The following is an 18661-nucleotide window of genomic DNA, read 5'->3' on the forward strand; positions in this document are numbered from 1 at the left end:
TTAGTGTTTTTTATAATAGGGTTTATTTTGTTTAATTTGTTTATTTTCAATAAGATGTGTTTTCATTTATTGAAAATGCCACATATTGATAAATTATAATCTTGTTAAAATATCTTGAAAAGTTCATTATTCACAGCGTATTAATAAATACAAAAACCTCTAATAAATAAGGATCTCAACTGTATGTGTTATTAATTTAATATTTAGACTATTTATTTTAATAGCCATAAATAGATGACGTTCTTAATTAATTCGTTGTACCGGAAACCATTCGCATAGGGAGTACGGTATTTTTTTTATCAGCACAATTCCACTAACTATGAAAAAAACAAAACATTTATTTAAAACAAAGGGTTGTAATATTCCTTTTACTTCTGTGATGATGGTAAGTTTTGTCTTAATGGGCTGTAACGATCAATCGACTCAGCCAACCAAGCCTGCTATCCCTGAAGTGGGAGTCTATACTGTCAAAGAGGAAATTCTTCCATTAACGGTCGATTTGCCAGCAAGAACGGCATCTTATCGTGTCTCACAGGTGCGCCCACAAGTCGATGGTATTTTAGAAAAACGTCTATTTACTGAAGGTAGTGATGTTAAAAAAGATCAACCACTGTATCAAATAGATAAAAAACCTTACGAAACTCAGGTAGCTAAAGCACAAGCAGCTTACGATAATGTGAAAAAATTAGCTGCCCGTTATAAATCTTTACGTGCCACTAATGCCATTAGTCAGCAAGAATATGACGATGTAGTTTCACGCCTTGATCAAGCTAAAGCCGATTTAAATCAAGCAAAGATTAACCTTGGCTATACCCAAGTTTTATCACCTATTAGCGGCAAAATCAGTCGCTCTTTTGTTAGTGAAGGGGCATTAGTGAGTAGTGGACAAAGCCAGCCATTAGCGACCATCACACAGCTTGATCCTATCTATGTGGATATTACTCAACCTATTACTAATCAACTGAAATTAAAGTCACTGATCCAACAAGGTGTCGTCACTGATAGTGAAGATAAAATGGATGTGACGCTGTTTTTAGAAGATGGCTCTCAGTACCCTTATACCGGTACATTAAGTTTTTCCGAAGTCCAAGTTGAGCCAAGTACAGGCTCAGTGACATTACGCGCCAAATTCCCTAATCCACAGCACCAATTATTACCAGGAATGTATACCAAAGCTCGCATTATGCAAGGAACTCAAGAGAAAGCGATTGTTGTGCCACAACAAGCGATTACCTTTGATGCCCGTGGTAAATCCATCACATATATCGTTGATCAACAACAAGTATTACAAGCAAGAGATGTTGAAATATTAAAACCACAAGGTAATGGATGGATCATAAAACAGGGATTACAAGCTGGCGATAGGATCATGACAGAAGGTCATCATCGTGCAAAACCGGGCGTAAAAGTCAATGCGGTTCCTGCTAACAACATTTCATTAAAGACCACCTTAGAGTAAGTCTTCATTTAGGTAATACATTATTATGTCTCGATTTTTTATTAATCGGCCAATACTTTCGTGGGTGATGGCTATTGTTATTATGATTGCAGGAGGATTGTCGTTAATAAAACTTCCTGTGAGTCAATATCCTGAAATTGCAGCTCCAGCGATAATGATCACCGCAGTTTATCCCGGTGCATCGGCTGAAACAGTGCAAGACACGGTTGTTCAAGTTATTGAGCAAGAGCTTAGCGGATTAGATGGCTTCCGTTATTTAAGTTCAAATAGTAATACGGATGGTAGCTTTGAAGTTATCGCCACCTTTGAACAAGGTACGGATAGTGATATTGCGTTGATGCAGGTACAAAATAAACTGCAATTAGCAACTCCTAAGTTACCCCTTGAAGTACAACGACAAGGGATGAGGGTAGTGAAATTCCAGATTAACTTTATGCAAGTGGTTGCCCTCGTAGATGAATCTGGAAAATTAGATGCCTTTGATTTAGGTAATTACCTTGCCTCACATATGAAAGATCCTATTTCTCGTATTGATGGTATGGGGGATATTCTGTTATTGGGATCACCACGCGCTATGCGTATTTGGCTTGATCCGGATAAACTGACCAATTATCACCTGATGCCGAAAGATATTGCCGCGGCTATCCAAGATGAGAATGTACAGGTGTCCGCCGGGCAGTTAGCGGGCTTACCGGCATTAAAAGGTGTTGAGTTAAACGCAACCATTACCAGCTCATCACGTATGGTATCAGTAGATGAATTCAACCATATTCTATTAAAAGTGAATCTTGATGGCTCACAAGTTCTGTTACAAGATGTAGCGAAAGTCGAAGTAGGGGCAGATAATTTCTCTATTTCAAGCTTATACAATGGTAAACCGTCTGCGGGTATGGCTATGCGCTTAGCGCCCGGAGCTAATCTACTTGATGTGTCTAAAAAAGTAAAAGAGGTTGTGGAAGCTCAGTCGCAGTTTTTCCCTCAAGGTGTAAAAGCCCTTTTCCCTTATGACACAACGCCTTCTGTAAAATCGTCCATTAGCTCTGTGGTAAGAACGATTGTCGAAGCTTCCATCTTAGTGTTCTTGGTTATGTTCCTGTTCCTACAAAATATTCGGGCAACCTTGGTGCCAACATTGGCTATACCGGTTGTTTTATTAGGAACTTTTGGTGTATTAGCCGCATTAGGTTTAACTATCAACGTATTAACGATGTATGCCATGGTGCTCGCAATCGGCTTGCTGGTGGATGATGCCATCGTTGTGGTTGAAAACGTTGAACGGATCATGCATGAACAGGCGATTTCGGTAAAAGAAGCGACCATTCTCTCGATGACGCAAATTCAAGGGGCGTTAGTGGGGATTGGTCTTGTTTTATCAGCGGTCTTTGTGCCAATGGCATTTTTTGGTGGATCGGCTGGGATTATTTATCGCCAGTTTGCAGCGACTATTGTTGTCGCGATGGCATTATCAGTGCTTATCGCATTAACATTTACACCCGCATTATGCGCGTCCATATTGAAAAAGCCACAACCTAAGGTGAAGAAACGTCGTGGATTCTTCTGGCTGTTCAACCGTTTCTTTGATAGAGGAACTAACTATTACGAGAAGGGGGTACGCAATATCTTGTACCGTCGAGGCCGTTATATGTTTATTTTCCTCATTATTACCGTTGGAACAGGGTGGTTATTTACGCAATTACCTAAAGCCTTCTTACCAAATGAAGACCAAGGGGTTGTGATGATTGAAGTCCGTATGCCAGCAAATAGTACCGCTGAGCGTATGGAACAAACCATGGCAGAATTTAGGGATTATTTACTGACCGAAGAAAAACATCTGGTTAAAACAGTATTTACTGTTAATGGCTTTAACTTTGCAGGTCGTGGTCAAAATGCGGGTATGGCATTTGTTAACTTGGCTGATTGGTCAGAGCGTAAAGGAAAAGGAGAAGATGTTTTCTCATTAGTGGCACGAGCACAGCAACACTTTAACTCTATCCGTGATGGTATGGTTATTGCGTTCCCACCACCTGCTATTATGGAGATGGGGAATGCGATGGGATTTGATTTCTACTTACAAGATAATGCGGGTTTAGGCCATACTGAATTGGTTAAAGCTCGTGATAAATTCCTCGAATTAGCAGCACAAAGTCCAGTATTAACTAATGTTCGCCCGAACGGTAAAAACGATGAACCTCAATTACGTGTTGTGATTGATAAAGAGCGTGCAAGAGCATTACAACTGCGTTTATCTGATATTAACGATACATTATCTGCCGCATGGGGATCGATGTATGTAAATGATTTTATTGATGAAGGTCGTGTTAAACGTGTTTATCTACAAGGGGAAGCCTCAGCGCGTATGTTGCCAACCGATCTGGATAAATGGCATGTTCGTAATCAGCGCGGTGAAATGATCCCATTCAACGCCTTTGCAACAACACAATGGTATATGGGGCCACCGAAATTAGAGCGTTTTAATGGGCTATCAGCGATTGAGATCTTAGGTGAACCAGCGCCAGGTTACAGTACGGGTGACGCGATGCTGGCAATTGCAGATATTATGAAACAATTGCCATCTGAAATCAGCCTAAGCTATAGCGGTCTGTCTTATGAAGAAATTCAAACACAAGACCAAGCACCTGCATTATATGTGATGACAATTCTGTTTGTTTTCTTAAGCTTAGCGGCACTCTATGAAAGTTGGTCAGTACCTTTCTCTGTCGCTTTAGTGGTGCCATTTGGTATTTTAGGGGCTGTTATCGCGACACTGTTACGAGGTTTATCCTCAGATGTCTATTTCCAAATAGGTTTGATGACCACCATTGGCCTATCAGCGAAAAATGCCATCTTAATTGTTGAGTTTGCTAAACATCTTTATGAGAAGGATGGTAAACCATTAATCGATGCGGCAGCAGAAGCGGCAAGAATGAGACTACGCCCTATCATTATGACCTCACTCGCCTTTACTTTTGGGGTATTACCTATGGCACTTGCTTCAGGCGCAGGGCAAGGTAGTCAGCACTCTGTCGCAACAGGGGTAATTGGCGGTATGCTCGCATCCACTTTCTTGGCTATTTTCTTTGTACCACTGTTCTATGTCTTTGTGGTTAAACTATTTTCACGAAAAAAAGCACATGTGAGTATTGAGGAAATAGATAAGTAATAGAATTATCTCGCAGTGAGATTTAAGCGTTAAAATAACCCAAACCATAGCAATGACTGTGGTTTGGGTTTTATTTTTAGGTTAGTTTAATCTTGGTGAGGAGATTTTAGTTTAACTTTTAATAGTCTTACGGCATTGGCGGTCACTAAAGCTGTTGCTCCTGAGTCAGCCAATACGGCAACCCAAAGTCCAGTAATACCGAATAAACTGGTGACTAAGAATATCGCTTTTAAACCCAATGCTATGGTAATGTTTTCACGGATAATTTTACGTGTTGCACGAGATAGCTGAATAATTTCGGGTAAGCCAGTTAAACGGTTATGGGTTAATGCTGCGTCGGCAGTTTCTAAAGCGACATCTGTACCACTTCCCATCGCAACACCAATGGTAGCCGCTTTCATTGCTGGTGCATCATTAATACCATCACCCACCATCATTGTGTTATGTGTTTGACTGATTTCCATCACTGAGGTGACTTTATCTTCAGGGAGCAATCCTGCACGGAAATCCATACCCAGTTTTTGTGCAATCGCAGCCGCTGCTCTTGGGTTATCACCGGTTAACATCACGGCATTGATATTCATCGATTTCAACACTTTCATTGATTCGATAGCATCGTTGCGCAATGTATCTTGCATCGCAATCACACCAATGAACTGATCTTCTTTTAATACCACGACAACGGTTTTGCCTTCATCTTCAAGACGAGCGACTTGTTGTTGCCATTGTGCAGATAATGGTGTGGTTTCTGATAATTGTGTTGGGGCACTGACCAGAATATGCTGATTATTTAAATAACCTTCAATCCCTTTACCCGCTAAAGCCTTGCGATTATCGGCTTCCACAACATCAATTTGTTGCTCTTGTGCTTTATTAATAATGGCTTTTGCGAGAGGGTGATGAGAGCCAACTTCTACAGAAGAAGCCAACATCAGTAGCTCTTTCTCATTAAAGCCTGCATTTGCTATGACATCAGTGACTTGAGGTTTACCCTCTGTTAATGTGCCTGTTTTATCTAGAGCAACGGTATTGACTGTGCCCAGTTGTTCAAGTGCTGCACCACCTTTAATTAAGGCACCTCGTTTTGTTGCTGCTGCCAGTGCTGATGTAATGGCGGCTGGTGTTGAAATAACCAGAGCACAAGGACAACCAATTAATAACAGTGTTAAACCACGGTAGAACCAAGTTTCCCAAGGTTGAGCGAATAACAAAGGTGGAATAATGATCACTAATGCGGAAAACAGCATAATCAGTGGTGTGTAATAGCGACTGAAACGGTCAACAAAACGTTCAATGGGCGCTTTACGCTCTTCCGCTTCTTCGATCAGTTGTAAAATACGGTCGATGGCATTTTGCCCCTGTTCAGAGACCACTTTCATTTGCACCGAGCGATCAACAGATAAACAGCCAGCAGCGACTTTTTCACCCTGTAAACGTTCGACCGGCACAGATTCACCCGTTAATGCGCTTTCATCAAAACTTGCAAAAGCAGTAATTAATTCGGCATCTGTGGGTAAGCGCGCACCTGGTGCAATTTCAATAATATCGCCGGGGCGCAATTGAGCTACAGGGACTGTCTGTTTTTTACCCTCTTTGATTACCACCGCTTCTTCTGGTACAAGAGCCATTAATGCGCTGACTCCGCGGCGTGCACGACCCGCAGCGTAAGACTCAAGCATTTCGCCAATCATAAACAGCAAAATTACCATTGCCGCTTCTTCGGTGGCATTAATAAACAGTGCCCCAATAGCCGCAACACTCATCAAGGTTTCAATCGCGAATGGGGTACCACTACGAATGAGTCGTAGCGATTTTTTTACAATAGGGAATAACCCGATTAATGTCGTTGCAATAAAGGCAGCGCGACCTGCTTGTGGATCAATAAACTCGGCACCCCAACTTATCGCCATTAAAATCGCTAAGATAATGACGAATGAGCTCTCTTTTAAGAGGCTTTGTTTTGCAGGAGGCTGAGATCCCGCTGATGAGATATCAAATAGTTCAAAACCGGCACTTTTAACGGCACTAATCACATCAGTACGTAAATCGGTATCGGCATCGACAACCAGTTTTTCAGTGGCAAACAAGATCTTCGCTTGTTTAACGCCGACCACTTTCAGTACTGCTGTCTCTATCTTTTGCGCGCAGCTTGGGCAATCCATTCCTTGCACTTTCCAACTAAAACGTTGCTGTGCAATTTTTTCAGGCTCTACATTAGAGACTGGGGCGTTGCTGTCACAACAGCCATGGGCATGATCATGACCATCATGAGCGTGATGATTATGCTCATGTTGATGGCCATGATGATGTTCTTCTTCACATTCGGGATCACTCTTATCGATTTTGCTATGAGTGTGTCCACTTTCAGTATGTGAGTGCATACTACTATTATCTGCCTGATTAGAGCAGCATTGAGAGCTTGAACAGCAAGCATCGGTATGTTTATGGTTATCGTGTTGATGAGCGTGTTTAGACATACGCCTCTCCTCGTTCAACAAAGTACAGTTTTATCAATTACCGATACTTTACAGCTTGGAGTAGAGTCCAGAGTCAAGATAAACAGAGCGTATTGATTGTCAAAAAGTGCGGATTTGTTAAATCAATTAATCCCTTGTTTCTATTGATAAAGAAACAAGGGATCAAGGTTTTAGAGAAAAAGGGCTCTAACAATAAAGAAGTGACCAATAAAGTAACAGGCACTTACCAGTCCTTTAGAGGCTGAAAAAGAGAAGCGGAAACGGTTGATAAGCCAAATAGAGTAAGCAATTACTAACAATAGTGAGCCTATCATGATAGAAAAGTTGTAGTCGTTGCTCAGGTAGAAGAATTTCTCTCCTGCAACCCAAAACATCGCAAAAGCCGCTAATAAAGTCAGTAATACAGGAATGGCAAATTTATCCAGTTTAGTCCAGATGATGGCTAACACGATAATTGCGGCAACGATAACAAAACCAAGCAAAGGAAGATAAAAAGAGATTTGTAATGGTAAGGCAAAACTAATTAGGTAGAGAATATAACTTAGGAATAACAAGGCTAAAGAAGGTAGTAAATACTTACCTTCAAACATTTTTAATACATCAGAAAGTAATGTTGCTAATAAAGCGCCGACAATAAGATAACTATTAATGCTATGCTCAGGGACTTGCCATGCCCAAAGGAGTAATAGTAGTAGTGTAATAGGACGGAATAGCCATCGTTGCCAATTAGGGCCACGATACGCGGCATCGATATAAAGCCACCCAGAAAATAAGACAGCGAGAAAAGGCCAACTCATAATATCTTCCTTATTCTTATATAGAGAACTCTTTTATTATTCATAACAGAAAGCATAATTTAAGAATAGCGATTAATGAAGAAACTGGCGTATTAATTAAAATTAACTACAGATAAGCACAATGTGAATTTATAACGATAATAGGAATGAGTGTAATGAATAAAGCGGGAATGTTAGGTATCGCGGTGCTGATTATCATTATCGCTAGCGCAACATATCGTTTTTTTGAGCAAAGAAAACAGCGTATCAGTGATGATAATTCACCCGTTAAATTATATATGGTAGAAGTTGTTGATAAGCAACAAATACCGAAAAACGATCGACGTTCAAGAGAAAATGATATTAATGGGCCAGAAACAACCTATTACTATCAAGTGACTTTTCGTTTAACAACGGACTCTCAGCAAGATATTATCTTACGTGTGGATAAAACCACTTTCTCAAATGTAGCGCTGGAGATGAAAGGGCGATTATTTATGCAAGGTAGTCGTTTCGTGCAGTTTGAAACCGATGCACCAGATAATGAGAGTAGTAAAACATCAGCTCAATAAGCGTCAGAGCATAAGAAACTGGGGAGTTAGCGTGTTATCCCCAGTGACTTGAATAGACGATGATTATTGGTTTTTATTTTTTTGTTTTTCTAGATACTCTTTGCGCAACTCTTTTTGTATTCTCAATAGCTCAAAAATACCAAAAAAGAAGATCTTAAATTGGAGTAAGCCAGAAGGTTTTTTATCTTCGGGTTGGCCTGCTTTATACATGGCAATTTGTAAGCCGTGCATAATCACCATAAAGATTAATGCGATATCCATAAAGTACTTTAAAGGTTTAGGGAATGGGGAAATAAGATTTAAACAAAGAAATCCCCACACACCGATCATTAAAAATCGACCTAAAAAGATTAACATAGCAGCTCCATAACAAATTAAGCAGATAAATTGCGAATATAAAGACGATAGGCGACTTGGCCTGCGATTTTTTCTCTATGTAATCGCCAATTTTCTGGTAAAGAATAAACCTGTGCGTTTACTTCTTCTTCAATATAAATATAACAACCTTCGGCTAACCATTGGTTATTTTCTAATAATTGCAGGGTGTTTGCCAACATACCTTGATGAAAAGGAGGATCTAAAAACACCACATCATATGCCGTACCTTGTTTAGCTAGATAATTTAACGCACTATCTTGAATAACATGCCCATTATCAGCGCCAAGCAGCGCTAAATTAGCAGTAATTTGTTGCGCGACTTTACGGTCGAACTCAATGAATGTCGTTTCTTTTGCATAGCGAGAGAGTGCTTCAATACCTAGCCCACCACTGCCGGCAAAGCAATCTAAGCAACGAGCGTCCTGAATAACGGGCATAAGCCAATTAAACAGTGTTTCTTTGACTCTATCGGTGGTGGGACGTAATCCTTGGCTATCAAGCACAGGAAGTTTCCGACCACGCCATTTACCTCCGATTATTCTGATTTGTCCCATCGGCGTTTTTTGTGGTTTCTTAGCCATATTTTTCTGATATATATCGTTTAAGCGTGAATTTTGGCGTGTTTTAATGTTTCAAGGAACAAGTTTGTTGATAACTTGATAACTTACCTTGATTTAAGCGCGAATAATTTACCATAAAATTCGTATAAAAGATGCGTTTATCCTCGATCAAATGATAGACTTCATTATTATTTTTAATATCGTCAATGTTATCGCGCCATGATTTAGTGCGAGGAGTTTAGTAGCTAATGGCAAAAGAAAAAAAAGGTTTTTTCTCGTGGCTCGGATTTGGCCGTAATAAAGAAGAAAATACTGCACAAGAGAAAGAACAACAACGTTTAGAGGCCGAACGTGCAGAGCAGGCGCGCTTAGCCGAAGAAGAAGCTCAACGTCAAGCGCAACTAGAAGCTGAACAAGTGCGTTTAGCCGAAGAAGAAGCCCAGCGTCAAGCGCAACTTGAAGCTGAACAAGCACGCCAAGAAGCGCAAAGAGCAGAGGCAGAACGATTAGCTGCTGAACGTGCAGAGCAGGCGCGTTTAGCCGAAGAAGAAGCGCAACGTCAAGCGCAACTTGAAGCTGAACAAGCACGCCAAGAAGCGCAAAGAGCAGAAGCTGAACGATTAGCTGCTGAACGTGCAGAGCAGACTCGTTTAGCCGAAGAAGAAGCCCAACGTCAAGCGCAACTTGAAGCTGAACAAGCACGCCAAGAAGCGCAAAGAGCAGAAGCTGAAAAATTAGCTGCTGAACGTGCAGAGCAGGCACGTTTAGCCGAAGAAGAAGCCCAGCGTCAAGCGCAGCAAGAAGCTGAACAAGCACGCCAAGAAGCGCAAAGAGCAGAGGCAGAACGATTAGCTGCTGAACGTGCAGAGCAGGCGCGTTTAGCTGAAGAAGAAGCCCAGCGTCAAGCGCAACTTGAAGCTGAACAAGCACGCCAAGAAGCGCAAAGAGCAGAAGCTGAACGATTAGCTGCTGAACGTGCAGAGCAGACTCGTTTAGCCGAAGAAGAAGCCCAACGTCAAGCGCAACTTGAAGCTGAACAAGCACGCCAAGAAGCTGAAGCTGAAGAAAAAGCGCGTATTGCACAAGCACAAGCCGAAGCGGAAGATATTGTCGCGTTACGCGAAGAGGTATTAGTCGATAAACCCGTAGAGCAAGAGAGACCGAAAAAAGAAGGCTTTTTCTCTCGCTTGAAAAAGGGATTATTAAAAACACGACAAAATTTAGGCTCCGGTTTTATGGGGCTATTCCGCGGTAAGAAAATTGATGACGAGCTTTTCGAAGAGTTAGAAGAGCAGTTGTTAATTGCCGATGTGGGAATGGATACCACTAGCAAGATCATTAACAGTTTGACTCAGCATGCTAGTCGTAAAGATCTCAAAGATGCTGAATCTCTTTATGGTAAGTTGCGTGAAGAGATGGGCGATATTTTAAATAAAGTGGATAAGCCATTAAATATTGAAGGTAAAAAACCTTTTGTCATTTTAATGGTCGGAGTTAATGGGGTCGGTAAAACGACCACTATCGGTAAGTTAGCCCGCCAATACCAAGCTGAAGGTAAATCGGTGATGTTAGCTGCAGGAGATACCTTCCGTGCAGCGGCAGTTGAGCAACTACAAGTTTGGGGTGAGCGTAATCATATCCCTGTTATTGCTCAGCATACGGGGGCTGATCCAGCATCGGTTATTTTTGATGCTATTCAATCGGCGCAAGCAAAAGGTGTCGATGTTCTGATTGCGGATACCGCGGGACGATTGCAAAATAAATCTCATTTAATGGAAGAGCTGAAAAAAATCGTCCGTGTAATGAAAAAATTAGACGAGGAAGCACCACATGAAGTGATGCTGACACTCGATGCCAGTACAGGGCAAAATGCTGTTAGCCAAGCAAAATTGTTTAATGAAACGGTTGGGCTGACAGGATTAACCTTGACGAAACTGGATGGTACTGCAAAAGGGGGCGTTATCTTCTCTATCGCTGATCAGTTTGGTATTCCTATTCGCTATATCGGCGTCGGTGAAGGTATTGAAGATTTACGTCCGTTTAAGGCCGACGATTTTATTGAGGCTCTGTTTGCCCGCGAGGAGTAGTTGTAATGATCCGCTTCGAACACGTCAGCAAGGCTTATTTAGGTGGAAGACAAGCATTACAGGGGGTTGATTTTCATCTTCGCCCTGGTGAGATGGCTTTTTTAACCGGACATTCTGGTGCTGGTAAAAGTACATTGCTTAAATTAATTTGTGGCATAGAACGTCCAAGTGATGGCGCTATTTGGTTTGCTGGTCATGATATCAGTAGGCTAAAAAATAGTGAGATCCCTTTTCTACGTCGTCAAATAGGGATGATCTTCCAAGATCACCATTTGCTGATGGACAGAACGGTTTATGACAATGTCTCTCTACCTTTGATTATTGCAGGCGCAAGTGAAGAGGATATTCGACGCCGAGTTTCAGCCGCCTTGGATAAAGTCGGACTACTTGATAAAGCGAAAAATTACCCTATCCAGCTTTCAGGGGGTGAACAGCAACGGGTGGGAATAGCTCGTGCTGTTGTGAATAAACCCACGGTGTTATTGGCTGATGAGCCAACAGGGAATCTTGATGGTGAACTTTCAGAAGGCATTATGCGTCTGTTTGAAGAGTTTAATCGCGTGGGGGTTACCGTGTTAATGGCAACGCATGATATGACACTTGTAGAGCGCAGGAATTACCGTATTCTAACCTTAGGTCAAGGGCGTATGGTGGGAGGACAAAATGGCTAAAGGAAAACACTCCCGTAAGGCAATGCCAACACCAAAAGCGAAAACAAAAGCATTACGTGGTGGACGCCGTGAGCAGTGGCGTTATGCATGGCGTAATACCATGGCCGACTTTTTACGCCAACCCCTCTCTTCTTTCTTAACGGTGATGGTAGTAGCGATTTCATTAACACTACCTAGTATCTGTTACATTGTTTGGAAAAATGTATCAACAGCCGCAGAGCAGTGGTATCCCACTCCGCAACTGACGGTCTATCTTGATAAATCTCTAGATGACAGCTTAGCGCAGGCAACGATAAAAAATATCGAGGCATTAGATAAAGTCGAAGAGGTTAATTATCTTTCTCGTCAAGATTCATTAGTGGAGTTTCGCTCATGGTCTGGATTTAGTAGCGCATTAGATATGCTAGAAGAAAATCCATTACCCGCTGTCGCGATTGTGACTCCTGTTATGGATCCTAATGACGAGCAATTAATGGTTAATTTGCGTGATGCAGTGGCAAATATTGCCGGTGTTGACGAAGTGAGAATGGACGATAGCTGGTTTACTCGGTTATCTACTTTAACCTCATTAGTTGGACAAATCGCAATGGTGATCGGTAGCTTAATGATTGTGGCACTGCTATTGGTTATTGGTAATAGTGTTCGTCTTAATATTTTCAGTCGTCGTGATACCATTAATGTGATGAAATTAATTGGTGCTACTGATGGCTTTATCATGCGTCCCTTTTTAAATTGGGGTTTAGTACTCGGCTTTATCGGGGCTATTTTTGCGATTATTTTCTCTGCATTATTGGTATGGAAGTTATCTGATGTCGTTACGCAAGCGGCGACCGTATTTGGAACAACTTTCTCAATATCTGGATTAGGTTTTGATGAATCGGTTATTTTGATCCTCGTTTCGATGACCATTGGCTGGTTTGCTGCTTGGTTGACCACCATGCAACATTTACGTCAATTCACACCAGAATAGCCATATTAGTCCCTTTTTTCCTTTTTATTATGGCGGGTTGCATTATTATGGCAACCTTGCCATTTTATCAACCCCCTATCTTTGGCATAATAATGTTCTACACTTAACCTAGATGAATTGAGTACTATTTTTAATAGATGAATTTGCGGTTTGCTTGGTAAAGTACAAAGATATGTAAACATAGATGCGATATGAACCTTTAGTCTTTATGCTGGTCAATAATGTTGTAAAAACATAATATCTACCACCAACGATGACCTGTTAAGTACTATTAGAAGGTTCTTCCTGCTCACCATACAGTATTAATATTAATTATCTATTTGATTTTCATGAGGATTTGAATGACAAAAGAAATGCAATCCTTAGCATTGGTTCCACAAGGCAGCATTGAAGCGTATATCCGTGCAGCCAATTCCTATCCGATGTTAACGGCAGAGGAAGAAAAGGAACTGGCTGAACGGCTGCATTACGAGGGCGATTTGGAAGCAGCGAAAACGCTGATCCTTTCTCATTTACGCTTCGTTATTCATGTTGCTCGCAGTTATTCAGGATATGGTTTACCTCAGGCGGATCTTATCCAAGAAGGTAATATTGGTTTGATGAAAGCGGTGCGTCGCTTTAACCCTGAAGTTGGGGTTAGACTGGTTTCTTTCGCCGTGCATTGGATCAAAGCCGAAATTCATGAATATGTGTTACGTAATTGGCGTATCGTGAAAGTCGCGACAACGAAATCACAGCGTAAACTGTTCTTTAATTTAAGAAAAAACAAAAAACGCTTAGGGTGGTTTAACCAAGATGAAGTCGAGTTAGTTGCGAAAGAGCTTGGGGTTTCTGAGAGCGATGTGCGTGAAATGGAATCTCGCATGTCGGCACAAGATATGGCATTTGACATGAGTGCTGATGATAGTGATGACTCACATCCTGTAGCTCCGGTCCTATTCTTAGAAGATAAATCTTCTGACTTTGCTGATGGTATTGAAGAAGATAACTGGGATAACCATGCAGCTGACCGACTGACTTTAGCGATAAAAACACTGGATGAACGTAGCCAAGACATTATCCGCGCTCGCTGGTTAGAAGATGATAATAAATCAACTTTACAGGAGCTTGCAGATAAATATGGTGTTTCTGCTGAGCGAGTTCGCCAGTTAGAAAAAAATGCGATGAAAAAATTGCGTTTAGCGATTGAAGATTAATCACATTTTAAAGCCAATCCAACCTCTCTGATTGTAGAGTATGATATAAAAGCGATATTGATATATCGCTTTTTTTATACGCGGAGAATATGACGTGAAAGAGATAAAAATAGTTATCGCCCCAGATCCTTTTAAAGAGAGCTTAAGTGCCAAAGAGGTGGCAGAGGCGATTAAACAAGGCTTTTCACGTTATTTACCTGATGCTGATTATTGTTGTATTCCTATGGCCGACGGCGGTGAAGGTACAGTAACGTCATTAGTTGATGCTACCCATGGTCGTTTTATCACAACGCCAGTTTGTGATCCATTAGGTAAACAGGTAACAGCCACTTGGGGAGTGTTAGGCGATAATACTACTGCCGTGATTGAAATGGCACAGGCATCAGGTCTTCATCTTATCCCTTCATCTCAACGCAATCCCAATTTAACGACGAGTTATGGTACCGGTGAGTTAATTTGTGCCGCACTAGATTTGGGGGTTAAAAAGATCATTTTAGGCTTAGGAGGAAGTGCCACAAATGACGGCGGTGCAGGTATGATGCAAGCGCTCGGTCTTGGTCTTAAAGATAAGTCTGGAACATCTTTGCCTTTTGGTGGACATGCATTAAGTCAACTTCATTCTATAGATATCAATCAACTACATCCAAAACTTGCCTCTGTTGATATAGAGATCGCCTGTGATGTAACTAATCCATTATGTGGCGAATTGGGGGCTTCAAAAGTCTTTGGCCCGCAAAAAGGGGCGACAGAACAAGATATTGAGCAACTGGATAGCGCACTACACCATTTTGGTACTTATCTTGAGAAAATGACACAACGCACTCTTATCAATATTGCAGGAAGTGGTGCAGCAGGAGGATTGGCTCTGCCTTTGCTGGCATTTACGCAAGCAACACTTTCACCAGGTATTGATTTGGTTGCTAACGCTGTTGAATTAGAAAAACAGTTAATCGATGCAGATTTGGTCATAACTGGCGAAGGGCGAATGGACAGCCAATCGGCGCAAGGTAAAACCCCGATAGGTGTTGCTAAATTAGCTAAAAAATACCATCGCCCAGTGATTGCATTAGTTGGTGGTTATTTACCGGATTATGATGTGGTCCATCAGCAGGGTATTGATGCGGTTTTCTCTATCCTGCCCGGTGTTGCCACTTTACAACAAGCCTTTGATAATGCTGAGCAAAACTTACAGGAAACCGCTTATAATGTAGCGAGGCTTTATGCTTTATCATTGCAGAAATAATCATAAGTATCAGCCTGTAATGAAGTAGCAAAATGATGATGCGCTAAAAAAGCCTGTGCTACAGGATCGTTGATTTGCCCTGTTTTCAATAAAGCTTGCCAATGTGTAATGGTTGGATTTTTTTCAAGGCATTGTGTTAGTAAGTAATGTCCAACACCACGACGACGAGTCACTTCTCTTACCATAAAATCACTGATAAGCGCTGTTTTTGCTCGGTATTTTATACGACAAGCCGCTAGCAATCGCCCGTTAAAACGGGCGACAAAAAGAGCATGCTCTGTGGTGATTGGTGCAGTGAGTGCCATTTGGTACTCACTATCTTGCCAAATTTTCCCTAAATCTATTTTATCTTGTGCTGAAAGCTGCGGCAGATTTTCAATGGTTAGTTTCATCAAATGTCCTGTTAGTCGATGGTTTGTCGTTGTTGTTTTAATGTGGAAAGTAGCGTTTTGATGGCAAAACACAATGCCAAACTTGTTAAGATCACACAAGAATAAAAGACATATTGATAATGATTATCGGTGACAAAATAGCTTGCGACCATAGGCCCTGCTGCCATACCACAGTAGCGGATAAAATTATAAATACCCATTGCCGTTGCTCTTACTGAACTAAAGTGGCTGGTTAATAAGGTCGTGTGTGTAGGCATAGTTAATCCTAAAGAGAGACCATATAACACCGTTAATATTAACATTATTGGTAATGAGATTTGCCAAAATAGGGCAAATAACGACAACATGGCAAGGTTTATACATGAAGTTATGATCACACCATATTCAGCGCTAAACAAATGACAAACCTTACGGTAAAGGTAACTGCCTAACACCAGTGCAATGGACATAGGAACATAAAGCCCACCAATTTCACTGCTATTTAAGTGATAAAGGTGAAAAGCAATTAAAGGTAAAAATACTAATAGGCAGAAGTAGTTATAAAACACCATAAAACTTATCACAAAAACAGATTTACCCTCTGGGGCGGCGAGTACTTGTCGCATAGCAGATAAGCTTTTAACGGACTGTTTTTGTTCTGGGCGAGTTTCAGGTAAATAAAACAGATGGGCAATCAGCAAAACAAGTCCCACTATACTTAAGAAAACAAAAATACTCTGGTAGTGATAATGTTGTGCTAAATAGCCGCCTAATAAAGGACCACTCGCTGGTGCTAATGCTAGCAACATTTGGTAACTTCCCATTGCTTTAGCACGCTCATTCCCTTGATAGAGATCGCCTAAAATAGTTGCTGCGACAACAGGGATGGCTGCGATACCTATGGCTTGGATCACTCGCCCAAAAATTAATAGGTTAATAGAATTAGCCCATATACAAATAAGTGCGCCGATAATTGAAATTGTTAACCCACTGAGCAAAATAGGTTTTCTGCCCCATTTGTCAATCAATGAACCATAACATAACTGCATAACAGCCATAGCAAAAGTGAAAGCTGATACCGTAAGGTTAACCAGTGATAATGTGGTATTAAATTGCTGCTGGATCAATGGCAGCACAGGAGTATAAATATTTTGTGCTAGAGAGCCTAATAAAGCGCTAAAGCAAACAAGGTAAAACAGACTACGGATTGATAATTTCATTATATTGCCTCTTAGTTTTGTTTCCATGGAAACAAAATAGATAATAGCGACATTTTGATTGTTGTAAATAGTTTTGGTATTATTTTTTAAAATATTTTTTCCAAGGAAACAAAATGACAAAACAGCAAGTAACCACACAGGAATTGCTTAATGGTTTAAGTGAATTGTTGCACTTAAAAGAAGCGAATAATGATGAAGGTCATAAGAAAGTATTAGCAGAGAAGGGGGTAGAAAATTATTCACTCACAGAGCTTCATGTGATCCATTGTATTGGTGAAGAGAGTATGCGCAACCTCACAACGATCAGTGATTATATGGCAATGACACGTGGGGCAGTCTCAAAAATTTGTCGTCGCTTACAGAGTAAAGGCGCTATTGAGAAAATAAAATTAGCGGATAACCAAAAAGAGATATTTTTTATTTTAACTACTGAAGGGGAAAAGCTGTTTCACGCTCATGAATTGTTACATCAACAATCTCAGGCAAAATGGATAACCTTATTTGAACAGTATGATCAAAATGAAAGGCTGGCAATTAAACGCTTTTTAGCTGATGTTGCAAATCGTTTTCGCCACAAGGAAAAAGCATAAAGAAAACCCCCATATGGTTAAATATAGGGGCGATAAAGTTTATTTTTTATCTTCGGCAATGCGGTTACGAATATTGTCAGCACGCTCTTTTGATGGTGGGTGAGAATCAAACATGCTTGAATCACTACCACCTAATTTAGCTAATTTTTCAAAGCCAGTCACTAAGCCTGAAGTATTGACACCGCGTTTTTTCAGCAGATCGTAAGAGAAGTTATCAGCTTGTGTTTCTTGGTGTTGAGAGAACTGGGCATTAACCAGTTTTTCACCCATTTCTGCTAACTGGGAACTACTTAATTGTGCTGCTACTCCCCCCGCTGAAGAGGCCGCGGTACGTGCCGCAACGGTGGCATGTGCTACTTGGATTGCTTTACGTGTATGGCCTAATGCCACGTGTCCCATTTCATGGCCCAATACACCTTCCACTTCGTTGTCAGTCATGATGTCCATTAAACCGCTATAAACACGCACACAGCCGTTTGCCATCGCCCATGCATTGACATCTTTAGTGAGATAAACTTTATAGTTTACTGGAGTGCCATTAACTTCATTACCTAACGCTTTCGCGATATTATTTAAGCGTTTAGTGTAGTTACTATTTGCAGGTGCAATTTTGTTTTTAGCATCCATTTCTTTACATGCATCATTAGTTAGCGCTTTGACATCGTCATCACTTAATGTTGCCGCTTGGAAAAGTTGTGTACCTGATTGCGCTAACATAGAAGTATCAAGATTTTTACAGCCAGAGAGTAATGCCGCGGATACCATCACTGTCGCAAGTAGTTTTATTTTCATTATCAATTAAGTCCTTTTCTGCTTAGCAGTTTAATATTATTAGTTGCACATTAAATGCGAGCAAAAGAATAGCAGTGCTTATCTAGTGGTGCAATATGCGGATATTCCAATTATATTATTCTACTGCTATAAAAAATTA

Annotated in this window: 16 protein-coding genes; 9 read left to right on the top strand and 7 right to left on the bottom strand. The window is 40.9% G+C overall.

What is annotated here, in order from left to right; translation table 11 throughout:
• The first annotated feature begins 319 nt into the window (after positions 1-319).
• Together AACU98_RS10605 and AACU98_RS10610 are read left to right on the top strand one after the other, a co-directional pair.
• Positions 320-1459, top strand: a complete 1140-nt coding sequence (locus AACU98_RS10605; protein ID WP_004245395.1) for an efflux RND transporter periplasmic adaptor subunit — start codon at positions 320-322, stop codon at positions 1457-1459.
• Positions 1460-1484: 25 nt separating this feature from the next.
• The gene (locus AACU98_RS10610; RefSeq protein ID WP_004252755.1) at positions 1485-4619 is read left to right on the top strand and encodes an efflux RND transporter permease subunit; all 3135 of its coding nucleotides are present in this window, start codon (positions 1485-1487) and stop codon (positions 4617-4619) included.
• 86 nt (positions 4620-4705) lie between these two features.
• On the opposite strand, the gene AACU98_RS10615 is transcribed toward AACU98_RS10610, so the two are convergent.
• A complete protein-coding gene (locus AACU98_RS10615; RefSeq protein WP_017628206.1) occupies positions 4706-7096 on the bottom strand; it encodes a zinc/cadmium/mercury/lead-transporting ATPase in 2391 nt (796 codons plus the stop codon).
• Between the two features lie 170 nt (positions 7097-7266).
• A complete protein-coding gene (locus AACU98_RS10620) occupies positions 7267-7893 on the bottom strand; it encodes a lysoplasmalogenase (RefSeq protein ID WP_004248875.1) in 627 nt (208 codons plus the stop codon).
• A 146-nt stretch (positions 7894-8039) separates the two neighbouring features.
• Between AACU98_RS10620 and AACU98_RS10625 the strand changes: the two genes are divergently transcribed.
• A complete protein-coding gene (locus tag AACU98_RS10625; protein WP_036894141.1) occupies positions 8040-8444 on the top strand; it encodes a DUF2500 family protein in 405 nt (134 codons plus the stop codon).
• A gap of 63 nt (positions 8445-8507) precedes the next feature.
• Here the strand turns inward: AACU98_RS10625 and AACU98_RS10630 are convergent, their stop codons facing one another.
• Both AACU98_RS10630 and rsmD read right to left on the bottom strand, forming a co-directional pair.
• Positions 8508-8801: a DUF1145 family protein gene (locus AACU98_RS10630; RefSeq protein WP_004248877.1), complete on the bottom strand. Its 294-nt coding sequence runs from the start codon at positions 8799-8801 to the stop codon at positions 8508-8510.
• 17 nt (positions 8802-8818) lie between these two features.
• Positions 8819-9403, bottom strand: coding sequence for a 16S rRNA (guanine(966)-N(2))-methyltransferase (gene rsmD, locus AACU98_RS10635; RefSeq protein WP_004252744.1), 585 nt, complete (start codon positions 9401-9403; stop codon positions 8819-8821).
• A 227-nt stretch (positions 9404-9630) separates the two neighbouring features.
• Here rsmD and ftsY point away from each other — a divergent pair, with 227 nt between their 5' ends.
• The 5 genes from ftsY to AACU98_RS10660 all read left to right on the top strand — a co-directional run bounded on the left by ftsY (position 9631) and on the right by AACU98_RS10660 (position 15549).
• Entirely contained in the window at positions 9631-11469 is a 1839-nt protein-coding gene (gene ftsY / locus AACU98_RS10640) for a signal recognition particle-docking protein FtsY (protein WP_161735894.1), read from the top strand.
• Between the two features lie 5 nt (positions 11470-11474).
• Positions 11475-12140, top strand: coding sequence for a cell division ATP-binding protein FtsE (gene ftsE / locus AACU98_RS10645; RefSeq protein ID WP_004245385.1), 666 nt, complete (start codon positions 11475-11477; stop codon positions 12138-12140).
• Positions 12133-13110 carry a permease-like cell division protein FtsX gene (ftsX, locus tag AACU98_RS10650; protein WP_004248880.1) on the top strand — a complete coding sequence of 326 codons (978 nt, stop codon included), beginning with the start codon at positions 12133-12135 and terminating at the stop codon, positions 13108-13110. The genes ftsE and ftsX overlap by 8 nt, the downstream gene beginning before the upstream one ends.
• Before the next feature lie 341 nt (positions 13111-13451).
• Positions 13452-14306, top strand: a complete 855-nt coding sequence (rpoH, locus tag AACU98_RS10655; protein ID WP_004245383.1) for an RNA polymerase sigma factor RpoH — start codon at positions 13452-13454, stop codon at positions 14304-14306.
• Positions 14307-14400: 94 nt separating this feature from the next.
• The gene (locus AACU98_RS10660; protein WP_004248881.1) at positions 14401-15549 is read left to right on the top strand and encodes a glycerate kinase; all 1149 of its coding nucleotides are present in this window, start codon (positions 14401-14403) and stop codon (positions 15547-15549) included.
• Here the strand turns inward: AACU98_RS10660 and panM are convergent.
• Both panM and AACU98_RS10670 read right to left on the bottom strand, forming a co-directional pair.
• The gene (gene panM / locus AACU98_RS10665; RefSeq protein ID WP_004248882.1) at positions 15525-15941 is read right to left on the bottom strand and encodes an aspartate 1-decarboxylase autocleavage activator PanM; all 417 of its coding nucleotides are present in this window, start codon (positions 15939-15941) and stop codon (positions 15525-15527) included. The two genes, AACU98_RS10660 and panM, sit on opposite strands and share 25 nt — an antisense overlap.
• Positions 15942-15952: 11 nt before the next feature.
• Positions 15953-17140: an MFS transporter gene (locus tag AACU98_RS10670; RefSeq protein WP_004252729.1), complete on the bottom strand. Its 1188-nt coding sequence runs from the start codon at positions 17138-17140 to the stop codon at positions 15953-15955.
• Between the two features lie 113 nt (positions 17141-17253).
• Between AACU98_RS10670 and AACU98_RS10675 the strand changes: the two genes are divergently transcribed.
• Positions 17254-17730 carry a MarR family transcriptional regulator gene (locus AACU98_RS10675; RefSeq protein WP_017827052.1) on the top strand — a complete coding sequence of 159 codons (477 nt, stop codon included), beginning with the start codon at positions 17254-17256 and terminating at the stop codon, positions 17728-17730.
• Between the two features lie 39 nt (positions 17731-17769).
• Here AACU98_RS10675 and AACU98_RS10680 read toward each other — a convergent pair whose 3' ends face one another.
• Positions 17770-18522 carry a M48 family metallopeptidase gene (locus AACU98_RS10680; protein ID WP_004245378.1) on the bottom strand — a complete coding sequence of 251 codons (753 nt, stop codon included), beginning with the start codon at positions 18520-18522 and terminating at the stop codon, positions 17770-17772.
• Between the last annotated feature and the right edge of the window lie 139 nt (positions 18523-18661).

Source organism: Proteus sp. G4380, from assembly GCF_963885725.1.
Classification (GTDB): domain Bacteria; phylum Pseudomonadota; class Gammaproteobacteria; order Enterobacterales; family Enterobacteriaceae; genus Proteus; species Proteus mirabilis.